14 protein-coding genes and 3 rRNA genes are annotated in these 23,812 nt (G+C 59.3%); 5 read left to right on the top strand and 12 right to left on the bottom strand.

What is annotated here, in order from left to right; genetic code table 11:
- Nucleotides 1-146 precede the first annotated feature (146 nt).
- The 6 genes from sake_RS12550 to sake_RS12575 all read right to left on the bottom strand — a co-directional run bounded on the left by sake_RS12550 (nucleotide 147) and on the right by sake_RS12575 (nucleotide 8,074).
- Entirely contained in the window at nucleotides 147-1,508 is a 1,362-nt protein-coding gene (locus tag sake_RS12550; protein ID WP_238147665.1) for a hypothetical protein, read from the bottom strand.
- 8 nt (nucleotides 1,509-1,516) lie between these two features.
- Nucleotides 1,517-2,392: a glycosyltransferase family 2 protein gene (locus tag sake_RS12555; protein WP_129360192.1), complete on the bottom strand. Its 876-nt coding sequence runs from the start codon at nucleotides 2,390-2,392 to the stop codon at nucleotides 1,517-1,519.
- A complete protein-coding gene (locus tag sake_RS12560) occupies nucleotides 2,389-2,931 on the bottom strand; it encodes a DUF2304 domain-containing protein (RefSeq protein ID WP_129360191.1) in 543 nt (180 codons plus the stop codon). Before sake_RS12560 ends, sake_RS12555 begins: the two co-directional genes overlap by 4 nt.
- Nucleotides 2,928-3,683 (bottom strand): glycosyltransferase family 2 protein, encoded by a 756-nt coding sequence (locus sake_RS12565; RefSeq protein WP_238147664.1) that lies wholly within the window; start codon nucleotides 3,681-3,683, stop codon nucleotides 2,928-2,930. Before sake_RS12565 ends, sake_RS12560 begins: the two co-directional genes overlap by 4 nt.
- 95 nt (nucleotides 3,684-3,778) lie before the next feature.
- Entirely contained in the window at nucleotides 3,779-5,890 is a 2,112-nt protein-coding gene (locus tag sake_RS12570) for a DUF6541 family protein (protein ID WP_129360190.1), read from the bottom strand.
- Nucleotides 5,891-6,001: 111 nt separating this feature from the next.
- Complete coding sequence (locus tag sake_RS12575) at nucleotides 6,002-8,074, bottom strand: DUF6541 family protein (RefSeq protein WP_178946188.1); 2,073 nt, start codon at nucleotides 8,072-8,074, stop codon at nucleotides 6,002-6,004.
- Nucleotides 8,075-8,250: 176 nt separating this feature from the next.
- On the opposite strand from sake_RS12575, the gene sake_RS12580 reads away from it, so the two are divergent.
- Entirely contained in the window at nucleotides 8,251-8,766 is a 516-nt protein-coding gene (locus sake_RS12580; protein WP_129360188.1) for a GNAT family N-acetyltransferase, read from the top strand.
- 115 nt (nucleotides 8,767-8,881) lie between these two features.
- On the opposite strand, the gene rrf is transcribed toward sake_RS12580, so the two are convergent.
- The 3 genes from rrf to sake_RS12595 form a co-directional block, all read right to left on the bottom strand.
- Nucleotides 8,882-8,999: ribosomal RNA gene (gene rrf / locus sake_RS12585) — 5S ribosomal RNA — on the bottom strand.
- A 171-nt stretch (nucleotides 9,000-9,170) separates the two neighbouring features.
- A 23S ribosomal RNA gene (locus tag sake_RS12590) occupies nucleotides 9,171-12,275 on the bottom strand.
- A 377-nt stretch (nucleotides 12,276-12,652) separates the two neighbouring features.
- Nucleotides 12,653-14,183, bottom strand: a 16S ribosomal RNA gene (locus tag sake_RS12595).
- The 16S, 23S and 5S rRNA genes sit together here, the layout of an rRNA operon.
- Nucleotides 14,184-14,883: 700 nt before the next feature.
- Between sake_RS12595 and sake_RS12600 the strand changes: the two genes are divergently transcribed.
- Complete coding sequence (locus tag sake_RS12600) at nucleotides 14,884-15,873, top strand: LLM class flavin-dependent oxidoreductase (protein WP_129358181.1); 990 nt, start codon at nucleotides 14,884-14,886, stop codon at nucleotides 15,871-15,873.
- A gap of 51 nt (nucleotides 15,874-15,924) precedes the next feature.
- Here the strand turns inward: sake_RS12600 and sake_RS12605 are convergent, their stop codons facing one another.
- The gene (locus sake_RS12605) at nucleotides 15,925-17,382 is read right to left on the bottom strand and encodes an amino acid permease (RefSeq protein ID WP_129358182.1); all 1,458 of its coding nucleotides are present in this window, start codon (nucleotides 17,380-17,382) and stop codon (nucleotides 15,925-15,927) included.
- A 156-nt stretch (nucleotides 17,383-17,538) separates the two neighbouring features.
- Here sake_RS12605 and sake_RS12610 point away from each other — a divergent pair, with 156 nt between their 5' ends.
- Nucleotides 17,539-18,990 carry a carboxylesterase family protein gene (locus sake_RS12610; RefSeq protein ID WP_165000900.1) on the top strand — a complete coding sequence of 484 codons (1,452 nt, stop codon included), beginning with the start codon at nucleotides 17,539-17,541 and terminating at the stop codon, nucleotides 18,988-18,990.
- A gap of 2 nt (nucleotides 18,991-18,992) precedes the next feature.
- Entirely contained in the window at nucleotides 18,993-19,412 is a 420-nt protein-coding gene (locus sake_RS12615; protein ID WP_129358184.1) for a ChaB family protein, read from the top strand.
- A gap of 165 nt (nucleotides 19,413-19,577) precedes the next feature.
- Here the strand turns inward: sake_RS12615 and sake_RS12620 are convergent, their stop codons facing one another.
- The gene (locus tag sake_RS12620) at nucleotides 19,578-21,062 is read right to left on the bottom strand and encodes an MFS transporter (protein ID WP_129358185.1); all 1,485 of its coding nucleotides are present in this window, start codon (nucleotides 21,060-21,062) and stop codon (nucleotides 19,578-19,580) included.
- 369 nt (nucleotides 21,063-21,431) lie between these two features.
- On the opposite strand from sake_RS12620, the gene sake_RS12625 reads away from it, so the two are divergent.
- Nucleotides 21,432-21,944 carry an asparaginase domain-containing protein gene (locus sake_RS12625; RefSeq protein ID WP_178946189.1) on the top strand — a complete coding sequence of 171 codons (513 nt, stop codon included), beginning with the start codon at nucleotides 21,432-21,434 and terminating at the stop codon, nucleotides 21,942-21,944.
- Between the two features lie 45 nt (nucleotides 21,945-21,989).
- Here sake_RS12625 and sake_RS12630 read toward each other — a convergent pair whose 3' ends face one another.
- Nucleotides 21,990-23,645, bottom strand: a complete 1,656-nt coding sequence (locus sake_RS12630) for an FAD-binding dehydrogenase (RefSeq protein ID WP_178946190.1) — start codon at nucleotides 23,643-23,645, stop codon at nucleotides 21,990-21,992.
- Nucleotides 23,646-23,812 lie beyond the last annotated feature (167 nt).

The raw sequence follows: 23,812 nt of genomic DNA on the forward strand, positions 1-23,812 counted from the left end.
GATGAGGGAGATGACCAGGGTAAATACGCAGCTTTCCGCGCTGAGCCCGTTCGCATCTTCAAACGTGCGTGGGCACCGTCCGCCCGAAGTAAAGATACCGGTGCCTCATGACGGCACACCGGGAGATGCACGACCAGGCGGCGGCGTCAGCCGGTTACAGCTTTACGGGAGACGACTGACATTCCCACGAGGTGGATCGTAAATCCGCACGCGGGCCCCACATACAGGGCGATGATCGTGCGGGGCACGAGGTCGAGAGGCAAGAAGAGCAGCGCGACCGCGACGACCGCCGCTACAACCCACCCGAGAATGTACAGCCGGTGCGCATTGAGAGCCAGGACCGCGGTACCGGACAGAACCAGCAAGGCCATGATCGCCGATCCGAAAGTCAGCGTCCCCAGCAACCACCCGTGGATGACATCGTGATAGGCGGCGGATTCCTCCGGTTTGGGCGCGTAGATGAGGAAGAACAGCCATGGACCGATGATCCACGCCAGAACCGCCCCGAAGAGCCCGATCCCGAGGAGGGCTCCGGAAGGCTTGACCATGGCCGCCAACGGGCGATGACGCTGCTTCAGGAACGCGGAAATCGCCACGCCCTGGAACGCCTGCAAGGGGATCATGATCGGCGAACGCGTGATCGAGATCGCGAGGATCAATGCACCCATTGCGATCTTGGTGTAGGTCGAGGCCTCCGCCCCGGCACTGGCCTTGAGGATCACCGGCAAGCCGACCATCAACACGGCCGACGCCGCTGAGGAACCCATCGCAAAGAGAACGTTCTGGACGAACCGTCCGGTCCCGACGTCGGCCTTAGCGGCGAACGTTCGACGACCTTCCCGAGTGAACAGGGCGATGAGGATCCAGAGAAGCACGGGAGACACCGCAGCCGCCTCGAGACCCCCAATCGACCCGGCGATCAGAGCCACCGCGACCATGGCGACCAGACGCCACGCGGCCTCGCCCCCGCCGAGTCCGGCGAACTGGAACCATTTCTCGCGCCCGGCGGCGGCACCGCTCATGGCCGAGTGCAATGCGTACAGGCACGGCCCGATGCACAACATCAGCACCGCAAATCCCGTACCGCTGGGAACCTGTCCGTGTGCCCACACGGGCGAGGTCGCGGCGACAATCACCGCGATGACGATTCCGAAACCCGCGGCTATCGTCATCACATGTGCACCCGGACGATCCGGCTTGTCCAGATTCGTTCGCAGCTCGGCGGCACCGACCGCGCGAGTCGTCTCCTGCTGAAGCCCCGCAACGATTCCGTAGATACCGAAGAGCGCCGACCAGAAAACCAGGAATTCCGTGACCTGTTCGCCGGCAAGCGCGTGCTTCGCGATGAAGGTTGCGCCTAGCGCCGAGACAGCCGAAATCATGGAGGCCAACAGGATCCCGGTGGATTCCTTCTTGGTGACGGACCTCTGCCCGGCCTTATTCTCGCCGGTTACTTCGGACCCCACACCGCTGACCTCGGGGGCCTCCCCTTCGCCTGCTCGGACCATTCGATCCCCTACTTGACCAGGTGAGATGCCAGGTTTTTGACGCCACCCCAGTTTTTGGTCTTCGCGGCCTTGGGCAGCAAGCTCGCCGCGTGGAGACGGGAGGAGACGTGCAGGCGTGCAACCGCCGCGGCTTTCTTCCATCCCAGAGCGCTCATTTCTTCCGCCATGGTCTCGAAGAAGCGGCGCTCTTCGTCGAATCGCGTGCCGTCCAGTGCGCGCCACGAGGAATCGGAGGCCTTGTGGCGGCGGTACATGAATGCCGCGGTTTCGTCATAGAAAAGGGCACCGCCGGTCATCGCAACGTCCATGACCAGGCACATGTCCTGCACCACGTCGAGCCCCTCGCGGAAGCCCAGTCCGACGATGGTTTCCGCACGCCACCCCAGGGACGGGAAGTACAGCCAGTCGCCGCGCAAGATCGACACGGCAAGCTCTTCTCCCTTGAGCAGGGTCGTCTGGTTAGGACGGTAGAAGGCCTTGGTTTTCTCGACCAACGTATTTGACGGCGCGTTGTTCTCGTCGATCACGAATACGCCTGGCTGGAAGATATTCGCGTCCGGGTTCTCCTCGGCCGCCTTGACGAACCAGTCGACATAATTCGGCATCATGACGTCGTCCGCGCCCATGATCACCACGAGCTCGTTCTCCACGAAGGTGAGGCATTTGCGGTAGTTTCCGTTGGCACCGAGATTCTTCTCGTTGCGCATGTAGGTGACGCGGTCGTCCTGGAGGGATTCGAACCAACCGGGGATCGAGTCGTCGGGATAGCCGTCGTCGACGACGATCAACCGCCAGTCCGTGTTCGTTTGGTGCAGTACGGATTCGACCGCCTGCTTCATCAGGGAGACGTCTCCGTAGTAGGGGAACAGAATGTCAACGGTCATGGCTTCTCCGTCGGGTCGTGGGGTTCATCGGTGGTCCGGTGGTCGGTGTTGCGGGTCGAGGGACGGTCGGGGCCGTCCTCATGGCCATCGGACCCAGCCGCGCTGGACCCGTGGATGTCGATACTGTGCGGTTCACCCTGGTCGTCAACCTGGATGATGGGCAACGAAGAAGTCGGATTGCGGTTTCTCTCGACCCGCTCGAGTTGACGGTTGAGCAGTGACCTTTGGATCGCGGCTTCCTCGGCCAGGACGCGCGTCTCGTCTTCGAGTCTCGAGATCTCCAGTGACAAGTGGAGGCAGACGCCCAGCAGTAGGACAAGACCGATCAGGAAGAGAAGGTTGACCGGCGTCACGACGCCGACCAACGAGGAGAGCGAGTCGAGGAGCTTCGGGAAGATCATCAGGATTGCGATGACCACCGCGGTCAGTAGCCACAGGGCAGCGTATTTCTCGCGGAGTTTCAGGTTCCTGACCAGGCGGATCACTGCAACAACGAGGATCAGCCCGAGGATCAGAAAGAATATCGATGCCGTATTCACTCGTGGCCTCCCTCGGCGTCATTCAAGGAGATGCGTTTGCGCGTCATGGAGATGAAGAACGCGAACATTGATCTGATCAGGTAAATCGCGGATTTCCACGGATTGTTGGAGGGAGTGCCTGCCTGTCGCTCCCGCATTTCGACCGGTACCTGGGTCACCGACAGGCCTGCACGGAGCGCCATGGCCAATGAGTCGACCGTGTCCCCGAGATACTCGGCGGGGAAGTATCGGCAGTACTGGGCGATCGCGCGCCGGTTCGCCGCGCGAAATCCGCTCGTGACGTCCGTCAGCCGGGTTTTGGCCACACGAGAGAACATCGCGGCCAGCATGCCCATGGCCCAACGGCGAGGACCGGTGGCCTTGTAACTGCCACGCTCAGCGAAACGTGCCCCGATCGAGATATCGGCATGGTCCAGCCCCTGCAGGACCCGTTCGATGTCCCGTGGATCGTGTTGACCGTCGGCGTCCACCTGGATGGCACGGTCGTATTCGAGGCGCTGGGCGTATTTGAATCCGGCACGCATCGCTCCACCGACACCCATGTTGTAGGGCAGCTGTAGAACGCTCGCGCCGGCAGCCCGGGCAATGCGCGAGGTGTCGTCGGTCGAGCCGTCGTCGACGACCAACAGGTCGTGGTCCGGCATGGTGGACTGAAGCTCACGGATGGTTGATCCGATCACTTCTTCCTCGTTCCATGCAGGCATGATGATGAGGCAGCTCACCGTGGGATGAGCGTCGGATGAGTTCGCCATAGTTCCTCTAGCCTACCTTCTCGCGGGGTTGACCAGCGTGTACGGGACGCGGCCTATGGGCAATTACCTTTGTGCCACCGCTCTCGTTGTGCCGACTAATCGCACGCCGTGATCTTGAGCAGTTTCGCTTCCCCGGCCTGGTACACCGGTGTGGCAACGCCGCTGTTCTCAAGATCCTGCAAGCCCTGGAATGCGGCGGAATGGTCTCCTTGGTTGACCTCTTCAGTGCCGAAGTCCAAGACGTACTTGGCGTTGTCCTGCTTGACGGCCTGGCAGACCTTCGGATCTTCGCCCGCTTTGTTGAGCGAACTATCGAAGAGTTCTGCGTTCTTGGTGGGGGTGTAGAGGGTGTGAGTTGCCGTGACTTCACGATCCGCGAGCGCGTAGGCGAGAGCGCCACCGGTCCACGGGTTCACGATGATCGTGTCGTCCTTCGGAACGTAGTCGTCGAGGTGCTCGATGACGTTGAGTTCGTCCTTGTCAACGAGTTGTGCGTCCTCGGAGGCGAAGTAGCTCCAATAAGAAGAATTGACCATATCGGTCAGGGGGCGCGAGAACTGAGTCAACCCGAGGGCGAGGATCACCGTGATCGCAGAAACCGCGCCGAGAACCTGCGGGCCACGGTCCTTCCAGCGTTCCAGGGCGGATGACGTCAGGAGGGCCTGGGTGATCCAGTGCACCCCGACGATGGCCAGTGGCACAGCGGCCACCGGCAAGAGGGCCGCGAGTCGATACGGGTCGTTGTACCACACGCCGGTCGCCCACATCCGGTCCTGGTCCCACTGGAGCCAACGCACGCAAATGTAGTAATAAACCAGCACGCCGTAGACGAGCGCGAGCCATACGTTGCGGCGCGTATACAAGACCGCAAGGATACCCAACATGGCCAGGACCGAGAGCACCCATTGGGCCTGCGTCAGACTCAAAGGGCTATTGAGCAAGGCCTCGCCGAATGCTTGGGTATCCGACGTCGCCGGTCCCCACGTTGCCGCACCGGGTTCCGGGCGTACGAGTCCCCACAGGTACCAAATGACCCAGAGCAGGAGGACCACCAGGACGAGCTGCACGGCCGCGATTCCGAGGCTTGTTCTACGGGTTGCGGCGCGCCAAATCTGCACTGCGCCGCGCACCACCAGAATCGGCACGGTCATGATCAGCAACGACATCACGGCGTTGGGGTGCGCGAAGGCGATGCCCAGCGCAACGACGATACCCAGCAACAGGGCCTGGACCGTATTGACCCGGCGTATTGCCGAGACCCGAAGCATGTTGATGAGGAGCCCCAGGCCGGCCGGGATGAGGGCCAACCCCAGGAAGTTGGGGTACAGCACCCCGAAAAAGATCAACAGCACGGGGAAGGCCGCGAATCCGGACAGGATGGCTCCCGCAGCCACGACGGAGGGGAGGTTGAAGCGCATCATCGAACGCATCAGGTACAGGACGGACAGCGGCCACACCACTACGGCGACGACTATGATCATCGCGTTGGTTGCCGCCGGAATTGATCCTTGGCTCGCCGTCATGAAAACAAGCGAGACGACGTCGTGCCATGCCGCAGGATAAAAAGTTGCGTCCGTCCCGCCGGCCGTCATGTTGCTGACGAACAGGGATGAACCATTGTGCTGTTCGGCAATGTATCGAATGACGTTGAGGTGGAAGTTGTTGTCGAAGGTCTGCGAAAACCTGTCCGGACCGCCAAGGGAATTCTTCATGGTGCGGAGCATTGCCAACGCAGCAATAACGAAGGAGATCCAGTATGCAAGCTGGCCGCGCGAGAACCACCGCGCGGGAACAAGATCACCCCCGAGACGCGAAGGCCCGGTCCATCGGGATGACCCGGCCGATACGGTCGAATCCGAAGGATCGTTCCATGGCTCGCGGCCCTTCTGAGCCCTCCGGGAGGCCTTGGTGCGGTTCTTGTCCCGCACCGGATAATCGGCGACGCCCAGCGTGCGTGCCCCCCATGCGATGAGCCCGAAGACTACCCCGGTGACGAGTCCGGCGGCGAAGGGCACCCAGATCGCCCATTCGATGCCCACCATCGGCGAGAGGACCGCTGAGACCGCAATCAAACCGATTGAAACCGCGGGAGCCAGAGCGACGGCGTCGAAGCCTCGCATCCGGACGGCCAACGTGACGAGGAGTCCCGGCACGATCATCAGGATGAGGCATACAGCCAGGGCAGGTACCAGGCTCAACCATTCCATGGGCTCAACGGCTCCGATCAGTTGGGTGCATATCGAGCAAACTCCCACAATCTTAGTGCTTACAACGGTTCTTGTTGGCTGGCTCACCGTGAGGTTGCTAACCGTTGCGCGTTAGTCGCAGGCCGTGACCTCCAAAATTTTGGCATTTCCGGACTGGTACACGGGCTCGGCGACCCCCGCCTGCTCAAGGCCCTGAAGACCTCCGTAAACGGAAGCATGGTTGACTCCGTTCATCTCGCGCGTGCCGAAGTCCAGAACGTAATAAGCCCGTATCGTGTCCACGTCACGACACACTTCAGGATCGCTCAGAGCGCGTTCCAGGTTCTTGTCGATTCGGCTGACCTCTGGGGTGCGGGTTTCGAGGAGATGGTACGAGCTGACTTTCTGTCCCGTCAGCGCATAGGCCATCGCTCCGCCTGTCCACGGGTTGACCATGAGCGTATCTTCACGCGGGACGAAGTCAGGCACATGGCGGATAACGTCGAGTTCGTCGTTCGTCACCAGCTCCGAGTTCGGAGTAGTCCGAAAGCGCTCTTCGGCGAGGCTTCTTCCCTCCTTCATGGAGTTCGCGGCGAAGATCGGCAGGGAGATGGCAACGACGGCCAGTAGACCCAACACAATTTTCACGGTCTGAACGAGAGCTGGACGCGATGCGGGGCGCACTTCGATGCGCGTGCCTGCCTCCCATTCGAGCGGCCGACGGACCCCAAGCGATCTCCATCCGGTCAGTCGCGCGTACAGCACCTGCAGGACCCAACCCGAGGCAATCGCAATCATGGGGATTCCGATGGTCGGGAAGAGGGCAGTCAATCGGTACGGATCGTTGTACCAGACACCCGTCAGCGCGTCCCGCCACTCCCATGGCATCGTCTCGACCGCAATATAAAGAATGACGAGTATCGCATACGCGAAAACCATCCACGCATGACGCCGCAGGTACAAAAGAATCACGGCGCTGACTATGATCGCACTGCAAATGACCGCGGAGACTTCGTACCCCGCAGGTGCCATCCCCAGAGCGTCCAGAATGGACTCCCCCACGGGGATTTGGCGCAGCGGATTCGGCTCAAAGGTTTTGGGGCGGAGCAGAACCCATATGAAGGGAACCACCGCAAGACAAAGCACGAGGATTGCGATCTCAATGGCCGGATACCGGGGACGACTCGAGCCCGCCGGCAGGGATCTGCTGCCCGTAGACCGGGCCACTCCCGTCACGAGAGAGACGATGCGAGCGATAACAGCCGGAACCGCCACCGCGATGAGAGACACGATGGCATTGGGGTGGGACAGTACGATCCCCAGGGCGCCCATGATCCCCAGGACAAGTGCCTGGGACCGTAGGATCCTGGAGTCCGGTCCGCCGCGGAGAACCCAGATAATGAGACCGAGCCCGGCCGGAACGGCAGCATTGCCCAGGAGGTTCGGGTAAAGAATTCCGTATGTCTGGAGCAATACCGGGAATACCACGAAGGCGCCCGAGAGGGCGCCTGCCAACAGCCAGGAGTACCGGTTGCGTGTCAGCGACCGGATCAAGAACATGATGCTGACCGGCCACACGAGTGCCGTCACGAAATAGGTGACCACATTGGTGGCCGCAGGAACCGATATGCCCGTTGTCGAGACCAGGATTGCGGCCAGTGCGTGCCAGACCGAAGGGTAGAAGAACGCTGGCGTGCCACCCGCGTTCAGAGACCCGACAAACATCGGCGAAGCATTTCCGTTGTCGACGATGTACCGAACAGCATTGAGGTGGAAAGTGTTGTCGAACGCCTGGGAAAAATGTTCCATCCCGCCGGTGATGTGAGCGGTCTGCCAAATGCCCACCGCGGCGCCGATGGCCAATCCCACCCAGGCCGCGGTCGAACCCCGCCGCGAACCCACAACAGGCAACGCCGTTGTGATCGTTGATTCCGGCTCCGGCTCACGCCGCCGGAGCCTACTCACATAGCTTCTGCGAGGAACGAGGTAGATGACCGCCGCCACGACGAGGCCCAGGGCCAGGGGCATCCACCAGCCCCACGGCACACCGAACTGCCCGCCCACGACCGAACTCATCCCAACGCAGAAAAGCGATATCACAGGAGAGAGGGCGAAAGCGTCGAAGCCTCGTATACGAGTGGCTGCGGTGACGAGCAATCCGGGCACGACAAAGCAGAGACCACACACAATGAAAGCTAGAATCATGAGGCGCTCCGGGACAGGTCAGGCGGCGTACAGGCAAAACACCTGGGCTGCAAAAAAGCTACAAGAGTGCTCTGAATAAAACGCATTAAGCACCTCAAGAAAGTATATGTCGTTCACATCTTCACGTACTCAGCGGTCCGGAGGAAGAGGGTACACGCGTTGACTACGCTGGACCCATGAGCAGAAAAAACACGGTCGACGAGTCCTCCGCGGCACAGAATCCAAGGGGACATCCCACCGTACGACGGGGGCATTGGCTTGATCTAGATCCTCGCACGACCTACGGGCTCGCGAGGCTTCGGTATCAGGTCTTCACGATGGGCCAAGGAATTACGTCCGAACAGGATCTTGACGGGAGAGACCTCGAACCCGGCACCACTACATATTGGATCGAAGAGGACGGCGTCCCGGTCTCCACATTGCGTGTCCTCGTCCAGCCCTCGGGGAATCCCGCAATCGGGCGGGTCGCGACGTCGCCGGACCACCGCGGCCAAGGTTTGGCAGGCATGCTTGTGGAAGCAGCTGTTTCGGACAATGCCCACGAGCTGATCGACCTGCACGCACAGGCGTACCTCGAGAAATGGTATGAGGGGTTCGGGTTCGTCCGTGCAGCCACCCCAGACCTCGAAGCAGGCATCCCACACATCCCCATGCACCACCCCACCACCCCACACCACCAAAAACCACGGTAACAAAAGAAAAAAAAAGGGGGCCACACATTAAACACAAAAAAGGTGCAGCACGATGCACACCACCCACCCCCACACAGAGGACAAGCAATGCACACCGCACCACACCACAAAAATATTTCGGCGGCGACCTACTCTCCCACACACCTACCGGGTGCAGTACCATCAGCGCTAAGAGCCTTAACTACCGGGTTCGGAATGAGACCGGGTGTACCCCTCTTGCCATAACCACCGAAAAACTAACCACACACACCCACCCCACACCAGGGGCCAGCATGGTGAAACCTCAAACAACAACAACCCACACAAGATTGTTATCCCAAAACCATACAGTGAACGCAAACACCCATCACAGGATCATCCATCAAACCTTCATGACAACCACACCAACCCACAACGAGTCGAATGTGTATAAACCTTCGGCCTATTAGTACCGGTCAACTTCACCAGTCTTACGTCCTGGCTTCCATACCCGGCCTATCAACCCCGTCATCTACAGGGAGCCTCACACCCCTCAAAGGAGGCAAGGAGAACTCATCTCGAAGCAAGCTTCCCGCTTAGATGCCTTCAGCGGTTATCTCTCCCGAACGTAGCCAATCAGCCATGCACCTGGCGGTACAACTGACATACCAGAGGTTCGTCCGTCCCGGTCCTCTCGTACTAAGGACAGGCCTCCACAATTCTCCAACGCACGCAGCGGATAGGGACCGAACTGTCTCACGACGTTCTGAACCCAGCTCGCGTGCCGCTTTAATGGGCGAACAGCCCAACCCTTGGGACCAACTCCAGCCCCAGGATGCGACGAGCCGACATCGAGGTGCCAAACCATGCCGTCGATATGAACTCTTGGGCAAGATCAGCCTGTTATCCCCGAGGTACCTTTTATCCGTTGAGCGACGGCCATTCCACAATGAACCGCCGGATCACTAGTCCCGACTTTCGTCCCTGCTCGACCTGCCAGTCTCACAGTCAAGCTCCCTTGTGCACTTACACTCAACACCTGATTGCCAACCAGGCTGAGGGAACCTTTGGGCGCCTCCGTTACTCTTTAGGAGGCAACCGCCCCAGTTAAACTACCCATCAGGCACTGTCCCTGACCCAGATCATGGGCCGAGGTTAGACATCCAATATGACCAGAGTGGTATTTCAACAACGACTCCACCACGACTAGCGCCGCGACTTCACAGTCTCCCACCTATCCTACACAAGCCACACCGAACACCAATACCAAACTATAGTAAAGGTCACGGGGTCTTTCCGTCCTGCTGCGCGAAACGAGCATCTTTACTCGTACTGCAATTTCGCCGAGTTCATGGTTGAGACAGTAGGGAAGTCGTTACTCCATTCGTGCAGGTCGGAACTTACCCGACAAGGAATTTCGCTACCTTAGGATGGTTATAGTTACCACCGCCGTTTACTGGGGCTTAAATTCTCCGCTTCGACCCCAAAGGATCTAACGGGTCCTCTTAACCTTCCAGCACCGGGCAGGAGTCAGTCCGTATACATCGTCTTGCGACTTCGCACGGACCTGTGTTTTTGATAAACAGTCGCTTCCCCCTGGTCTCTGCGACCCATACACGCTCACCACCGCGCAGGTGGGTCACGCTCAAGGTCCCCCTTCTCCCGAAGTTACGGGGGCATTTTGCCGAGTTCCTTAACCATGATTCTCTCGAACGCCTTAGTATTCTCTACCTGATCACCTGTGTCGGTTTAGGGTACGGGCAACTAGAACCTCACGCCGATGCTTTTCTCGACAGCATAGGATCACCGAATCCCCCCACCAAAGGGGGTCCCATCACATCTCAGGCCCAAAGGATCGCGCATTTAACAACGACCCGCCCTACATGCTTAGACCACGACAACCACCGCGTGGCCCGGCTACCTTCCTGCGTCACACCCGTTAATGCGTTTACCGCCCCGGTTCAGGCCCCATGCAGACCACACCAGCACTCCACAAGGAAGCACACAGCATGACCCGGATGGTTAGTATCACCGGTTTAGTATGGACGGTTCTTCGTCGGTACGGGAATATCAACCCGTTATCCATCGACTACGCCTGTCGGCCTCGCCTTAGGCCCCGACTAACCCAGGGAAGATTAGCTTGACCCTGGAACCCTTGATCATTCGGCGGATACGTTTCTCACGCATCATTCGCTACTCATGCCTGCATTCTCACTCGCGTACACTCCACCATACGTTCACACGACAGCTTCACCGCAGTACACGACGCTCCCCTACCCAACACACAAAAAATTATGCATTGTCACGACTTCGGCGGTGTGCTTGAGCCCCGCTACATTATCGGCGCAGAATCACTTGACCAGTGAGCTATTACGCACTCTTTCAAGGATGGCTGCTTCTAAGCCAACCTCCTGGTTGTCTCAGCAACTCCACATCCTTTCCCACTTAGCACACGCTTAGGGGCCTTAGTCGATGATCTGGGCTGTTTCCCTCTCGACAATGAAGCTTATCCCCCACTGTCTCACTGCCGCGCTTACACTTACCCGCATTCGGAGTTTGGCTGACGTCAGTAACCCGTAAAGGCCCATCAGCCAACCAGTAGCTCTACCTCAGGCAAGCAACACGCGACGCTGCACCTAAATGCATTTCGGGGAGAACCAGCTATCACAGAGTTTGATTGGCCTTTCACCCCTACCCACAGCTCATCCCCTCCATTTTCAACTGAAGTGGGTTCGGTCCTCCACGCGCTCTTACACACGCTTCAACCTGGCCATGGGTAGATCACTCCGCTTCGGGTCTAGACCATGCCACTCAATCGCCCTATTCAGACTCGCTTTCGCTACGGCTACCCCACACGGGTTAACCTCGCGACACAGCACTAACTCGCAGGCTCATTCTTCAAAAGGCACGCCATCACCCCAAAAGGCTCTGACGGCTTGTAGGCACACGGTTTCAGGTACTATTTCACTCCCCTCACGGGGTACTTTTCACCATTCCCTCACGGTACTGATACACTATCGGTCACAAGAAAGTATTTAGACTTACCAGGTGGTCCTGGCAGATTCACACGAGATTCCACGAGCCCCGTGCTACTCGGGTATTCGCTCAAGCACCAACGCCATGATTTCGACTACGGGACTCTCACCCACTACGGTCCACCTTCCCAGATGATTCGCCTACCACAACGCTGAACACCACCAGCCAAGTAAGAACTGGTACAAACAAACCCCACAACACCCATGATGCAACCCCTTACCGGTATCACACACCACAGGTTTAGTCTCATCCGCTTTCGCTCGCCACTACTCACAGAATCATTATTATTTTCTCTTCCTGAGGGTACTGAGATGTTTCACTTCCCCTCGTTCCCTCCACACACCCTATACATTCAGATGCGGGTCACTACCCTTGACAGGCAGCGGGGTTTCCCCATTCGGAAATCCTCGGATCACAGTCCAGTTATCGACTCCCCGAGGCTTATCGCAGATTCACACGTCCTTCATCGGCTTCTTGTGCCCAGGCATCCACCGTGCGCCCTTAACGATTTACACACAAATGATCACCACAAAGGCATTCAAAATAAACAATCACAACCCGACACCACAAGGCGCCGGATCATAAGATGCTCGCGTCCACTATATAGTTCTCAAACAACAACCCCATCACCCCACCACAACAACCCCACAGGAGGCCACCATGACGAAGCCAGGCCACAAGACAACCAAACCAACGGTTCATTGCCTCAAAACCCAACAGTGCACTTCATCCCCACACACCAGCACCCACACAGGACACCAGCACGCAAGCACACAACAAACCCCTCCACAAGAAGAAATCCATTGCCGCGAATATTGTATTCCACCCATGAGCAAACCACCCAGACAACACTCGTGCCCAGCATGGCCAACCAAACAGTTGAGCTCCTTAGAAAGGAGGTGATCCAGCCGCACCTTCCGGTACGGCTACCTTGTTACGACTTAGTCCCAATCGCCAGTCCCACCTTCGACGATTCCCCCCACAAAGGGTTAGGCCATCGGCTTCGGGTGTTACCAACTTTCGTGACTTGACGGGCGGTGTGTACAAGGCCCGGGAACGTATTCACCGCAGCGTTGCTGATCTGCGATTACTAGCGACTCCGACTTCATGGGGTCGAGTTGCAGACCCCAATCCGAACTGAGACCGGCTTTTTGGGATTAGCTCCACCTCACAGTATCGCAACCCATTGTACCGGCCATTGTAGCATGCGTGAAGCCCAAGACATAAGGGGCATGATGATTTGACGTCGTCCCCACCTTCCTCCGAGTTGACCCCGGCAGTCTCCTATGAGTCCCCACCATCACGTGCTGGCAACATAGAACGAGGGTTGCGCTCGTTGCGGGACTTAACCCAACATCTCACGACACGAGCTGACGACAACCATGCACCACCTGTACACCAGCCCCGAAGGGAAACCGTATCTCTACGGCGATCCAGTGTATGTCAAGCCTTGGTAAGGTTCTTCGCGTTGCATCGAATTAATCCGCATGCTCCGCCGCTTGTGCGGGCCCCCGTCAATTCCTTTGAGTTTTAGCCTTGCGGCCGTACTCCCCAGGCGGGGCACTTAATGCGTTAGCTACGGCGCGGAAAACGTGGAATGTCCCCCACACCTAGTGCCCAACGTTTACGGCATGGACTACCAGGGTATCTAATCCTGTTCGCTCCCCATGCTTTCGCTCCTCAGCGTCAGTAACAGCCCAGAGACCTGCCTTCGCCATCGGTGTTCCTCCTGATATCTGCGCATTTCACCGCTACACCAGGAATTCCAGTCTCCCCTACTGCACTCTAGCCTGCCCGTACCCACTGCACACCCGGGGTTGAGCCCCGGGCTTTCACAGCAGACGCGACAAACCGCCTACGAGCTCTTTACGCCCAATAATTCCGGACAACGCTTGCGCCCTACGTATTACCGCGGCTGCTGGCACGTAGTTAGCCGGCGCTTCTTCTGCAGGTACCGTCACTTTCGCTTCTTCCCTGCTGAAAGAGGTTTACAACCCGAAGGCCGTCATCCCTCACGCGGCGTCGCTGCATCAGGCTTGCGCCCATTGTGCAATATTCCCCACTGCTGCCTCCCGTAGGAGTCTGGGCCGTGTCTCAGTCCCAGTGTGGCCGGTCACCCTCTCAGGCCGGCTACCCGTCGTCGCCTTGGTAAGCCATTACCTCACCAACAAGCTGATAGGACGTGAGCCCATCAAGAACCAGTACAAACCCTTTCCACCAGCACCCCATGCGAGGACTGGTCGTATCCGGTATTAGACCCAGTTTCCCGGGCTTATCCCAGAGTTCAAGGAAGGTCACTCACGTATTACTCACCCGTTCGCCACTCATCCACCCAGTGCAAGCACCAGGCTTCAGCGTTCGACTTGCATGTGTTAAGCACGCCGCCAGCGTTCGTCCTGAGCCAGGATCAAACTCTCCGTTAAAAAACAAAAAGAAAAACCCGTGGCCCAACAAAATAAACCACGACGGACCATCATCACGGGGTGATGACACAAACATCCGCCGTGTCATGTTGAAACCAACAAGAATTCAAAAAATAAAAACTTCGGTACAACATTCAAACAAAGCACACTATTGAGTTCTCAAACAACAAACCACACACCCACCACAACCCCAAACAAGAGCCATGACCAATGCCGGTCGACACCACCGCGAGAATTTTGCGGCAACTTCTCTAACCTACCAGAACCAAAACCAGCCCGCAACCCCAACCCTGAAGCCCATCCCCCGAACCCCACCCAGGCCACTGAACACAGTGAACCCCAGCAAGAAAACCAGGAAACAAAACACAAGACGGTCACGCACCAAGAACCAGAACCGGCAGAACCTGTCAGAACAAGTCCCCCGTGCCTCGCGGCGACAAGAAAAGACTTTACACACCCACAAACACCAACACCAACTCGAAACCACGTGAAACACGCCACACACCCCCACAACCCCAGCATGACGGGGAAGTAGACCCCAGCCCCCCATACAGCCACGGTGAACCACACATCTACGGCCCAGAATCACCATCGGCCCCCGGGGCCGCATCGGATCTCTTCCTCCTAGCTGGTCCCGCGGAATTCCATAGCGTTCCACAGCGTTAGGCAATGTAGATCAACTACTTCGAAAGGCAAGACCGTGCTCCCTCTGTCCCTCATCGATTTCGCAACCGTCTACGACGGCGAGACACCTCATGACAGCTTCAAGCGCTCCGTGGAAATGGCACGCAAGGCTGAAGACTTGGGCTTCTCCCGTATCTGGTACGCGGAGCACCACAACATGCCGCACATTTCCTCGGCCGCCCCGGCCGTGCTGATCTCCCACATCGCGTCGCAGACGGAGAGCATCCGTCTGGGCTCGGGAGGAGTCATGCTCCCCAATCACTCTCCGCTGGTCATCGCCGAACAATTCGGGACCCTCGCAGAGCTGTACCCGGACCGCATCGACCTGGGTCTGGGCCGCGCCCCGGGCACGGACATGAAGACGATTCAGGCGCTCCGGAGGGACCCGCAGGATGCGGAGCGCTTCCCCAGCGACGTCGTCGAGCTACAGGGGTACCTCGAAGGCAAGTCCCGGATTGAAGGGGTTCAGGCGATCCCGGGACGGAATACCAACGTCCCGCTCTACATTCTCGGTTCCTCGCTCTTCGGAGCGCAGCTCGCCGCGCAACTCGGGCTTCCCTACTCCTTCGCCTCGCACTTCGCCCCAGCGGCCCTCGAACAAGCCACGACGACGTACCGACAGAATTTCCAACCCTCCGAGCACCTCTCCGAGCCGTACGTCATCGCCGCAGTCAACGTGACCGCCGCCGACACGAGCGAGGAGGCGGCCGAGCAAACCCGGCAGGTCCAAAGGAAGCGTGTGGAATCCATGGTCGGTCGCGGGCGGCAGCTCACGGAGTCGGAGCTCGACATGCTGGTTCATTCTCCCGCGGGGCAGCAGATCATCGAGATGCTTCGATTCACCGCCCAAGGCACGGGCGACGAGGTCAAAGACTACCTCGACCGCTTCGCCAACGTGGCTCAGGCGGACGAGCTCATGATTTCCCTGCAGTCTCCGTCCACTGCGGAATCGTCGCGATCCATGGAGATCCTCGCCGACGCGTGGGGACTGGCCGACGCACGATAATGATTCGGCCGCGACCCGCCTCTTCGCCGGTCGTGGCCGAATCCGACCCCTTTACTCGCCGGCGCGATTCTCGACCTTCTGAATCGCCGCAGTGTTCGGCGGCAGATCGTTGAACTCGGAAGCATCCTTGTTCCGGACGAGCACCTTGGTGAGTATCGCGATCACGCAGATGAGGATTGTGGTTGCGATCAGTTGGATCCGGACCTCCTGGTCGGTCAGCCCGAGAACCACGATTGCGGCTACCAGAACCAAAGCGAGATACGAAGCCCAGGGAAATGCCCACATCCTCAAAGGCAGTTTGCGGCCCTCGCGGTCCGCACGCTTGCGCAGAATAATCTGCGAAATCAGCGCAAAGGTCCACACCGCCAAGATCGTGGAGCCAATGATATTGAGCATGATGTTCAGGATGACTTCGGGCCACAGGTAATTCAGGACGACCGCGACGAACCCGCCGATCACTGACAGGATCACCGCCGGATAGGGGACACCTTTGTCGGTAATGGCCGCGAATCGGCGAGGAGCCGAACCACGCCGGGCCAACGAATAGAGCATGCGTGATCCGCCGTAGATATTCGCGTTGAGTGCCGAAAGCAACGCCAGCACAATGATCACTGTCATGATGTTTTCGGCTCCCGGCAAGCCCGCAACGTTGAGAACCGCAACGAAAGGACTGGCGGACAGGCTGTCATCGTCCCAGGGCATTACCAGAACCATCACTGCGACGGCCCCGACATAGAAAACCAGCACGCGAACCAGGATGGTCCGAATCGCGCGGGTGACATTCTTTGCGGGTTCGCTCGTCTCTGCGGCCGCAATGGTCGCCAGCTCCGTGCCGCCGAATGCGAAGATCACGACGAGCAGGGCCGCGGCCACTCCGGAAACTCCATGCGGCATGAAGCCGCCGTGATCGGTCAGATTGCTTGTGCCGGGGGAAGGAACCGGAAGAACGTTGATGAGCATCAGCACCCCCACCACCAAGAAGGCCACCACGGCAAGGACCTTCAGCAGCGCGAACCAGAATTCCGTTTCCCCTAGGGTTTCCACGTGCAGCAAGTTCACGACAGTGAAGACGCACATGAAGACCAAAGCGAGAACCCACTGCGGAAGCACGGGCCAGGCTTCGTTGACGATCTGAGCGGCCGCCGTCGACTCTGCGGCCACGACGATGACCATTTGAAACCACCACAACCATCCGAGCGCCCGGCCAGCGGTGGGACCTAACGCTTTGCCTGCATAGGTCGAGAAGGAACCGGAAGCAGGATCCGCCGCAGCCATCTCCCCCAACGCCCTCATCACCAGGACCAGGAGCAGACAGCCTACGAGATAGGAAATAATGACGGCCGGGCCTGCGGCTTTGATAGCGGAACCGGTGCCGACGAATAAACCGGTGCCGATTGCCGAGCCCAGGGCCATCATCACGAGGTGACGCGATTTGAGGCTGTTGTTCGGCTGATCGACCATCTGACTGGAGCTTGTGACCCCTTCGGGCGAGTGTGATCTATAACTCATGAAGCTCGACAATACCGGATCGTATCTGATTTAAGCGACCGATCGGTCAGTATTTTCTGAACGACTTTTCCGCCGCTCCTCGACCCGCTCGAATATCAGGTGATGGCACGGCCTTCTCTGTGTTGCTTCCTAGCTACACGTCCTAGACTCGAAAGCATGACGGATACCAGCAACGGAACTGCTCTCCCCCTCACTCGGAAGGCCGAACAGCCATCGGCCCAAGCTGGGGAGAACCTCCCCGGACCGTGGGATTCAGTGAGTTCACCGGCAGGAACGTTCCTCACCACCCGTGTGGGCGGCGTCGTGAAGGCATGGGGCATTCGATACGCTCGAGCCGAACGCTTCGGAGCGCCGATCCCCTACGTCTACAACGAGCCATTCACCGCAGATACGCCGTCCCCGGCGTGCCCTCAGAGATGTGAAGAAACCGATGTGGAAACGCAGAGGCTCGGTTTTGACGAGCACTGCCAACGACTGAGCATCACCAGGCCGGAAAATCGCCGCTCAGGATTGCCCGTCATGATCTGGATCCACGGCGGCTCGTATATCGGCGGCGCGGGGGATCTGCCCCATTACGACCCCACGGTCATGGTCCAGGAACAGGACCTCGTGGTCGTGAACGTAACCTACCGTTTGGGCCTCTTCGGATACCTCGGCGACGGCCGGACGCGCGAGGCCAACCCCGGCCTGTTGGACCAGGTCGAGGCCGTCAAATGGGTGCACAGAAACATCGAGGCATTCGGTGGAGACCCGGAGCGCATCACGATCGCGGGGCAGTCCGCCGGTGGCCACGCATGCTGGGACCTGTTGATGGTTCCCGAGATCCAGGGCATGATCAAGCGCGCGATCCCGCAGAGCGCGCCCCTAGGAATCGTGCACGGACGACGGCGCGCATGGAGCGCCATCACCCCCGGGCCGGAGAAAACCGGGCGCATGCGGCAGGCCACGACCACGGAATTGGCGGAGGCCGAATCGGTCATTAACCGGAAAGCCGCACTCCGCGGCCGTGCGTCCCTCATGCCCTTTTCGTCGCGGTACGGGCAACGCCCGCTGCCGCAAGAACGGGACCTCAAAGGCCGCTGGAAACAACTTGCGGGAAAGGTCGACGTCCTCATGGGCACAACGGCTCGCGAATCGGCTCTCTTCACCGGCAGGGTGCCACCCCTGAAATTCCTGATGGGGCTTCGCTGGGGCAGGAAAGGCCTCGTCGAACCCGTGGTCCGCGCGACCACGCAGCTGATTTACGCCGCTGACAATGCGATATGGACTCAACGCCTGGCCAACGCCGGGGGCCAGGCCGGACTCTACCGTTTCGTCTTCGGAAAGCCGGACGAAGCCCTCTCCTGTTGTCATGTCTCCGAGTTGCCACTGCTGTTCCCCGGCACGGCCTGGACGGAGAGCGAGGAGAATGCAGGCGCCGGAGTCACCGGCCCGACCATGATGGCAACCTACGATCCGGAAGCTTTCGACGAAGCCGGTCGCGCCCTTCGCGCAGTCTGGGCCGGATTCGTGCGAGACGGTTTCGCATCGAAGGATGTTCACGAAATCCCGGGGGTCCTGGAGCTGCTGCCGCCTCACAAACCACGCAAGAATCAGCAAAGGAGCTAATCATGCCCAAGACCAATCAGAATGGACAACCGATCCGGAGCGAACTTCCGGACACCATCAAGAAGTCGGATCAAAAAGCCCAGGATACATTTGCTGAGACTTACGATTCGGCGATGGACCAATACGGCGATGCCCGGCGCGCCGCCCAAACCGCTTATGCGCAGCTCAAGCACACGCACGAGAAGGTCGGCGACAAGTGGCAGGAGAAGAAGCAGTACGGCGACTCCGACGAACGCGCGGAGTCCTCGCGGCGCGGCATGGGCGAAACGGCCGGGGGTGTGGACGCCAACGCATCCAAGGAACACCTGTACAACAAGGCTCAGGAACTCGGCATCGACGGTCGTTCCAATATGAACAAAGACGAACTCGTCAAAGCGCTCGAGAAGGAGAGCCAGCGCAGAACCTCGGGGTCGTCGCAATAGAGGGTTCAGGCGGCGTCGTCACCGCCAGGATGACGCGGTTCGAGGCTTCCACGACCCGATAGAAGGCCGAACACGCAGAAAAACGGGGCCGACCTCAGCGAGGTCGGCCCCGTTTTCCGAGTGTTCTTCTCAGCGCACCGGATCAGACAGAAGATTCACGGATCATCAGTGAGCCCCTTCTTTATCGGCTCGAGGATCATCCACGATGTCGATCGGCATAGTTGAGAGGTCGTACTTGTCGTTCTCTTCGATGTTCTCGATGACCTCGGACACCTCGTACTCTTCCTCAACCGCCGGCATGGATCCGTGCAGGTTGTGCCCCGAGGTTTCCTTCATGAAGTAAACGCCGATGGCGCCCACGATGCAGGCGAACATGATGTAGTACGCGCCCATGAGATCGGAATTGAAGATGTTCTGCAACGCGGTGATCACGAAGCCCGTGGTACCGCCGAAGATGGCGACCGCAAGGTTGAACATGATGCCCATCGCGGTGTAGCGAACCTTGGTGGGGAATAGCGAAGGTAGCGCCGATGCCTGAATCGAAACCTGGAACATCATAATGATGCCCATGATCAAAAGACCGAGGAACGTGGACCAGGTGTGGCCCATGGTCATCAACGCGAAGGCCGGAATCGACCCGATCACGCCGATCACGCATCCGGTCAACATGACAGGACGACGCCCCACACGGTCCGAGATGGCCCCGAACAGCGGCAGGCTGACCGAAACGATAATCAGAACCGGCACCAACAGGGCATTGCCGTGCAGGGTGTCGTATCCCAAGACGTCGGAGAGGTACTCGGGCATGTACGTGGTCACGGCATAGCCGACGACCTGGGCGCACATGACCATTGCCGAACCGATCAGCAGGTGCGGCCAATGTCCGCGGACGACCTCGAGAAGCTCGTCCTTGATGGACTTCTCCTCCTGCTTGGCCTCCTCGTCCTGGGCGTCCATCTGCGCCTCGAAGGCGTGAGACTCCTGGATATGGCTACGCATGTACAGGCCCACAAGGCCCAAGGGAAGCGCTACCCAGAAACAGATGCGCCAGCCCCAGTCCGTCATGAACTGTTCGCCACCGACGACCTCGATGACGGTCGCGAGCGTGGCGGCCGCGGCGAAACCGAGGTAGGAGCCGAAGTCCAGGAAGGAGCCCCAGAAGCCACGACGCCGGTCGGAGGCGTACTCGGCGATGAAAGTTGCGGCACCGGCATACTCGCCGCCGGTGGAAAAACCCTGCACGAACTTGAGCAGGACCAGAAGAATGGGCGCAAAGACGCCAATGGTCGAGTAGCCCGGGAGGCAACCGATCAAGAAGGTGCCCAGGGACATCATGAGGATCGTGAAGGCCAGAACCTTACGTCGACCGATCTTGTCACCGATCGGACCGAGAATCAGGCCACCCAGCGGGCGAACCAGGAAGGTCACCGCGAGTGTTGCGAAAGTGGCCAAGCTATCCCACGGAGCGGGCAACGGGAAAAACACCAACGCGATGTAGGTCATCACGTAGGCGAACACGCCAATGTCGAACCACTCCATGAAGTTCCCCAGGAGGGTCGCTCGGAGCGCCTTTTTCATCTCGGCCTGGTCGACTACGTGGACATCGTCAGCGGTTAGTGAAGGTGATTTAGCTGATTGAGAATCACTCATAAGTACGCTTTCTTTTCGACAAACGGGTGCCACTGTACTCTCTTGGCTCAGGTGCGCAACCGGTCCTGAAGCCTGCAGCATGCCTCCGCGGAGACTCCGACGACCTTTTCCTATGCCCCGGGGAAGCCGGACAAATCCACCATTTCCCCTTATCAGGGGGAGGATGAGGGGACATTGCACGCTGCCTCCGGCAGACGGTGAGTGAACTTATCAGCTGGTCCGAAGATTTTTTGGGATTGACGTGCTCAATGTGTTGCACACCATGCGCGAGCCTCGGTGTCGCCGCCGGTTCGGCTCCCGGATAAGCTGATCACGTCACTGTTCCGTGCCAGGCCGAGCGACCATCAACAACAGATCCTAGGAGCTACCGTGCCCGTACCCAGCCATCCGGAAAAAGTCCTCGTGCTGACCACCGGCGGAACGATCGATAAGTTCTATTCCGTTGCGGGAGAGCTCGAGATCGACAAGCCCACGATCGGGGCCATCCTGGATCAAGCGGCCACCAATGTGGAGACCGAAATTCGCCCGGTGGTCGCGATCGACAGCTTGGACATGACCGACGAGCACCGGGAGCAACTCGTCGAAGCCTTGGCGGACGCCCAGGAGCGCAGGATCGTGATCACTCACGGGACCGACACGATGCCCGAAACCGCTGACTATCTCCGGCGAAGCCCGGCGGCCATCGAAGGCAAGACGATCGTCCTGACCGGGGCCATGCAACCGTCCTGCATGCGACTGACCGACGCTCCTTTTAACGTGGGCGCCGCCGTCGCGAGCGCACAGCTCTTGGAACCCGGTGTCTACATCTCGATGAGCGGCCGGATCTTCGAGGCCGGGGCCGTCTCCAAGGACCGCTCTCGCGGCGTCTTCGTCGATAAGTAATGCCTCAAAAGCCGGACTAAGGGACTATCGGCAGATGCCGAGGGGTTACGAGACGGCGGAAGCGGCCGCCCTCCCGGCAACCCTCCCCGAGAACAGACAGCCTGCCAAGAACGTTCCTTCCAGCGCGTTGTACCCCATCATGCCGCCGCCCCCGAATCCGTTGACCTCGCCAGCGGCATACAGCCCGGGCATCGGGGAGCCGTCAGCGAGCAGACACCGCCCCCGTAAGTCAGTTTCGAGACCACCCAGCGTCTTACGGGTCAGGATATTGAGGCGAACGGCAATCAGCGGGCCGTTCTTGGGATCCAGGAGCCGATGGGGAACAGCGGTCCGGAGAATTCTGTCTCCGCGGTGTTTGCGATGGGAACGCATCATCGTCAGCTGGGCGTCCTTGCCGTAAGGGTTCACCAGCTCCCGGTCTCGGTCCTCCATCAGCACGCGAAGGTAATCGACGTCGACCCACTTTCCGGGGTCCCCCACTCGGTTCATTCCTTCCACGAGTTCCTCGAGTGAATCGGCGACGACGAAGTCCTCACCATACCGTTTGAAGTCCTCAACCGGCCCAGGTGCCGTTTTGGCTCCGATGCGCGAGACAAGAAGCTTGATGTCCTTGCCGGTCAGGTCCGGGTTCTGCTCCGATCCGGAGAGAGCGAACTCTTTCTGGATAATCTTCTGTGTCAGCACGAACCAGCTGTACTCATGTCCGTTGCGCCGGAGGTGTCCGAGCGTTCCCAAGGTGTCGCACCCGGGATAATAAGGGCCGGGCAAGCGCTTACCCTCGGAATCGAGCCAGAGGCTCGACGGTCCGGGAAGAATACGAATTCCATGGTTTTCCCAGATAGGGCTCAAGTTGCGAATGCCTTCCACGTAATGCCACATACGGTCGGAATTGATGACATTGGCTCCCGCAGCCTGTGCGATGCCGAGCATCCGGCCGTCCACATAGGCCGGAACCCCGGACACCATGTGCTTCGGCGGCGTTCCGAGCCGCGTGGGCCAATTCTTGCGCACCAGATCGTGGTTGGCTCCGATACCCCCGGCCGTCACGATGACCGCTTGGGCCGTGAGCTCGAAATCGGCAACGACGTCGCGATTGCTCGGCGCGCCTCGACGCGTGAGGTCGGGGGCGAGTTCGGAGCCTCGAACACCGGCAACTTCCCCGTTGGTCACCACCAGTTCGTCGACACGGTGCCTGAAAGCAAAGCGAAGCTTTCCCGACCGGACATGGTCGCGACAACGGCGTTCGAAAAGGGCGAGGAGGCCGGGGCCAGTCCCCCAGGTGATGTGGAAACGGGGTACGGAATTTCCATGACCTTCGGCTCGTCCATCTCCCCGTTCCGCCCAGCCGATAACTGGGATGACGCGGTGACCCATCTGCCGCAACCATGCTCTTTTCTCCCCCGCGGCGAAATCGAGATAGGACTCGGCCCACTGCTTGGGCCAATAATCGCTGTCTCGGTCGAATTGCGCCGACCCCATCCAATCCTGACGGGCCAGCTGAAGAGAGTCCTTGATGCCCATTCGTCGTTGTTCCGGTGAATCGACGAAGAACAGCCCGCCCAATGACCAGTACGCCTGACCTCCTAGGGATTGCTCGGGTTCCTGATCCAACACAATGACGTTGTGCCCGGTATCAGCAATTTCCGCGGCGGCAACCAAGCCCGCCAGCCCCGCCCCGACGACGATGACGTCTGCGTCCATATCCCCTGCCTATGACGTAAGTTACTCTTTTCGGCCATGCTACTCATGGGCAGGAGCACGAGACGTGCGCGCGTCACGGGTGGGACGCCTCAGTGCCATTCCGAGGAGTCGGAATCGGCGTCGTTGGCGCGGGCGCTCGCTCGAATCATCGGGTTCGGTCGTGCGGC

The sequence above is a fragment of the Kocuria sp. TGY1127_2 genome (genome assembly GCF_013394385.1).
In the GTDB taxonomy this organism is placed as follows: domain Bacteria; phylum Actinomycetota; class Actinomycetes; order Actinomycetales; family Micrococcaceae; genus Rothia.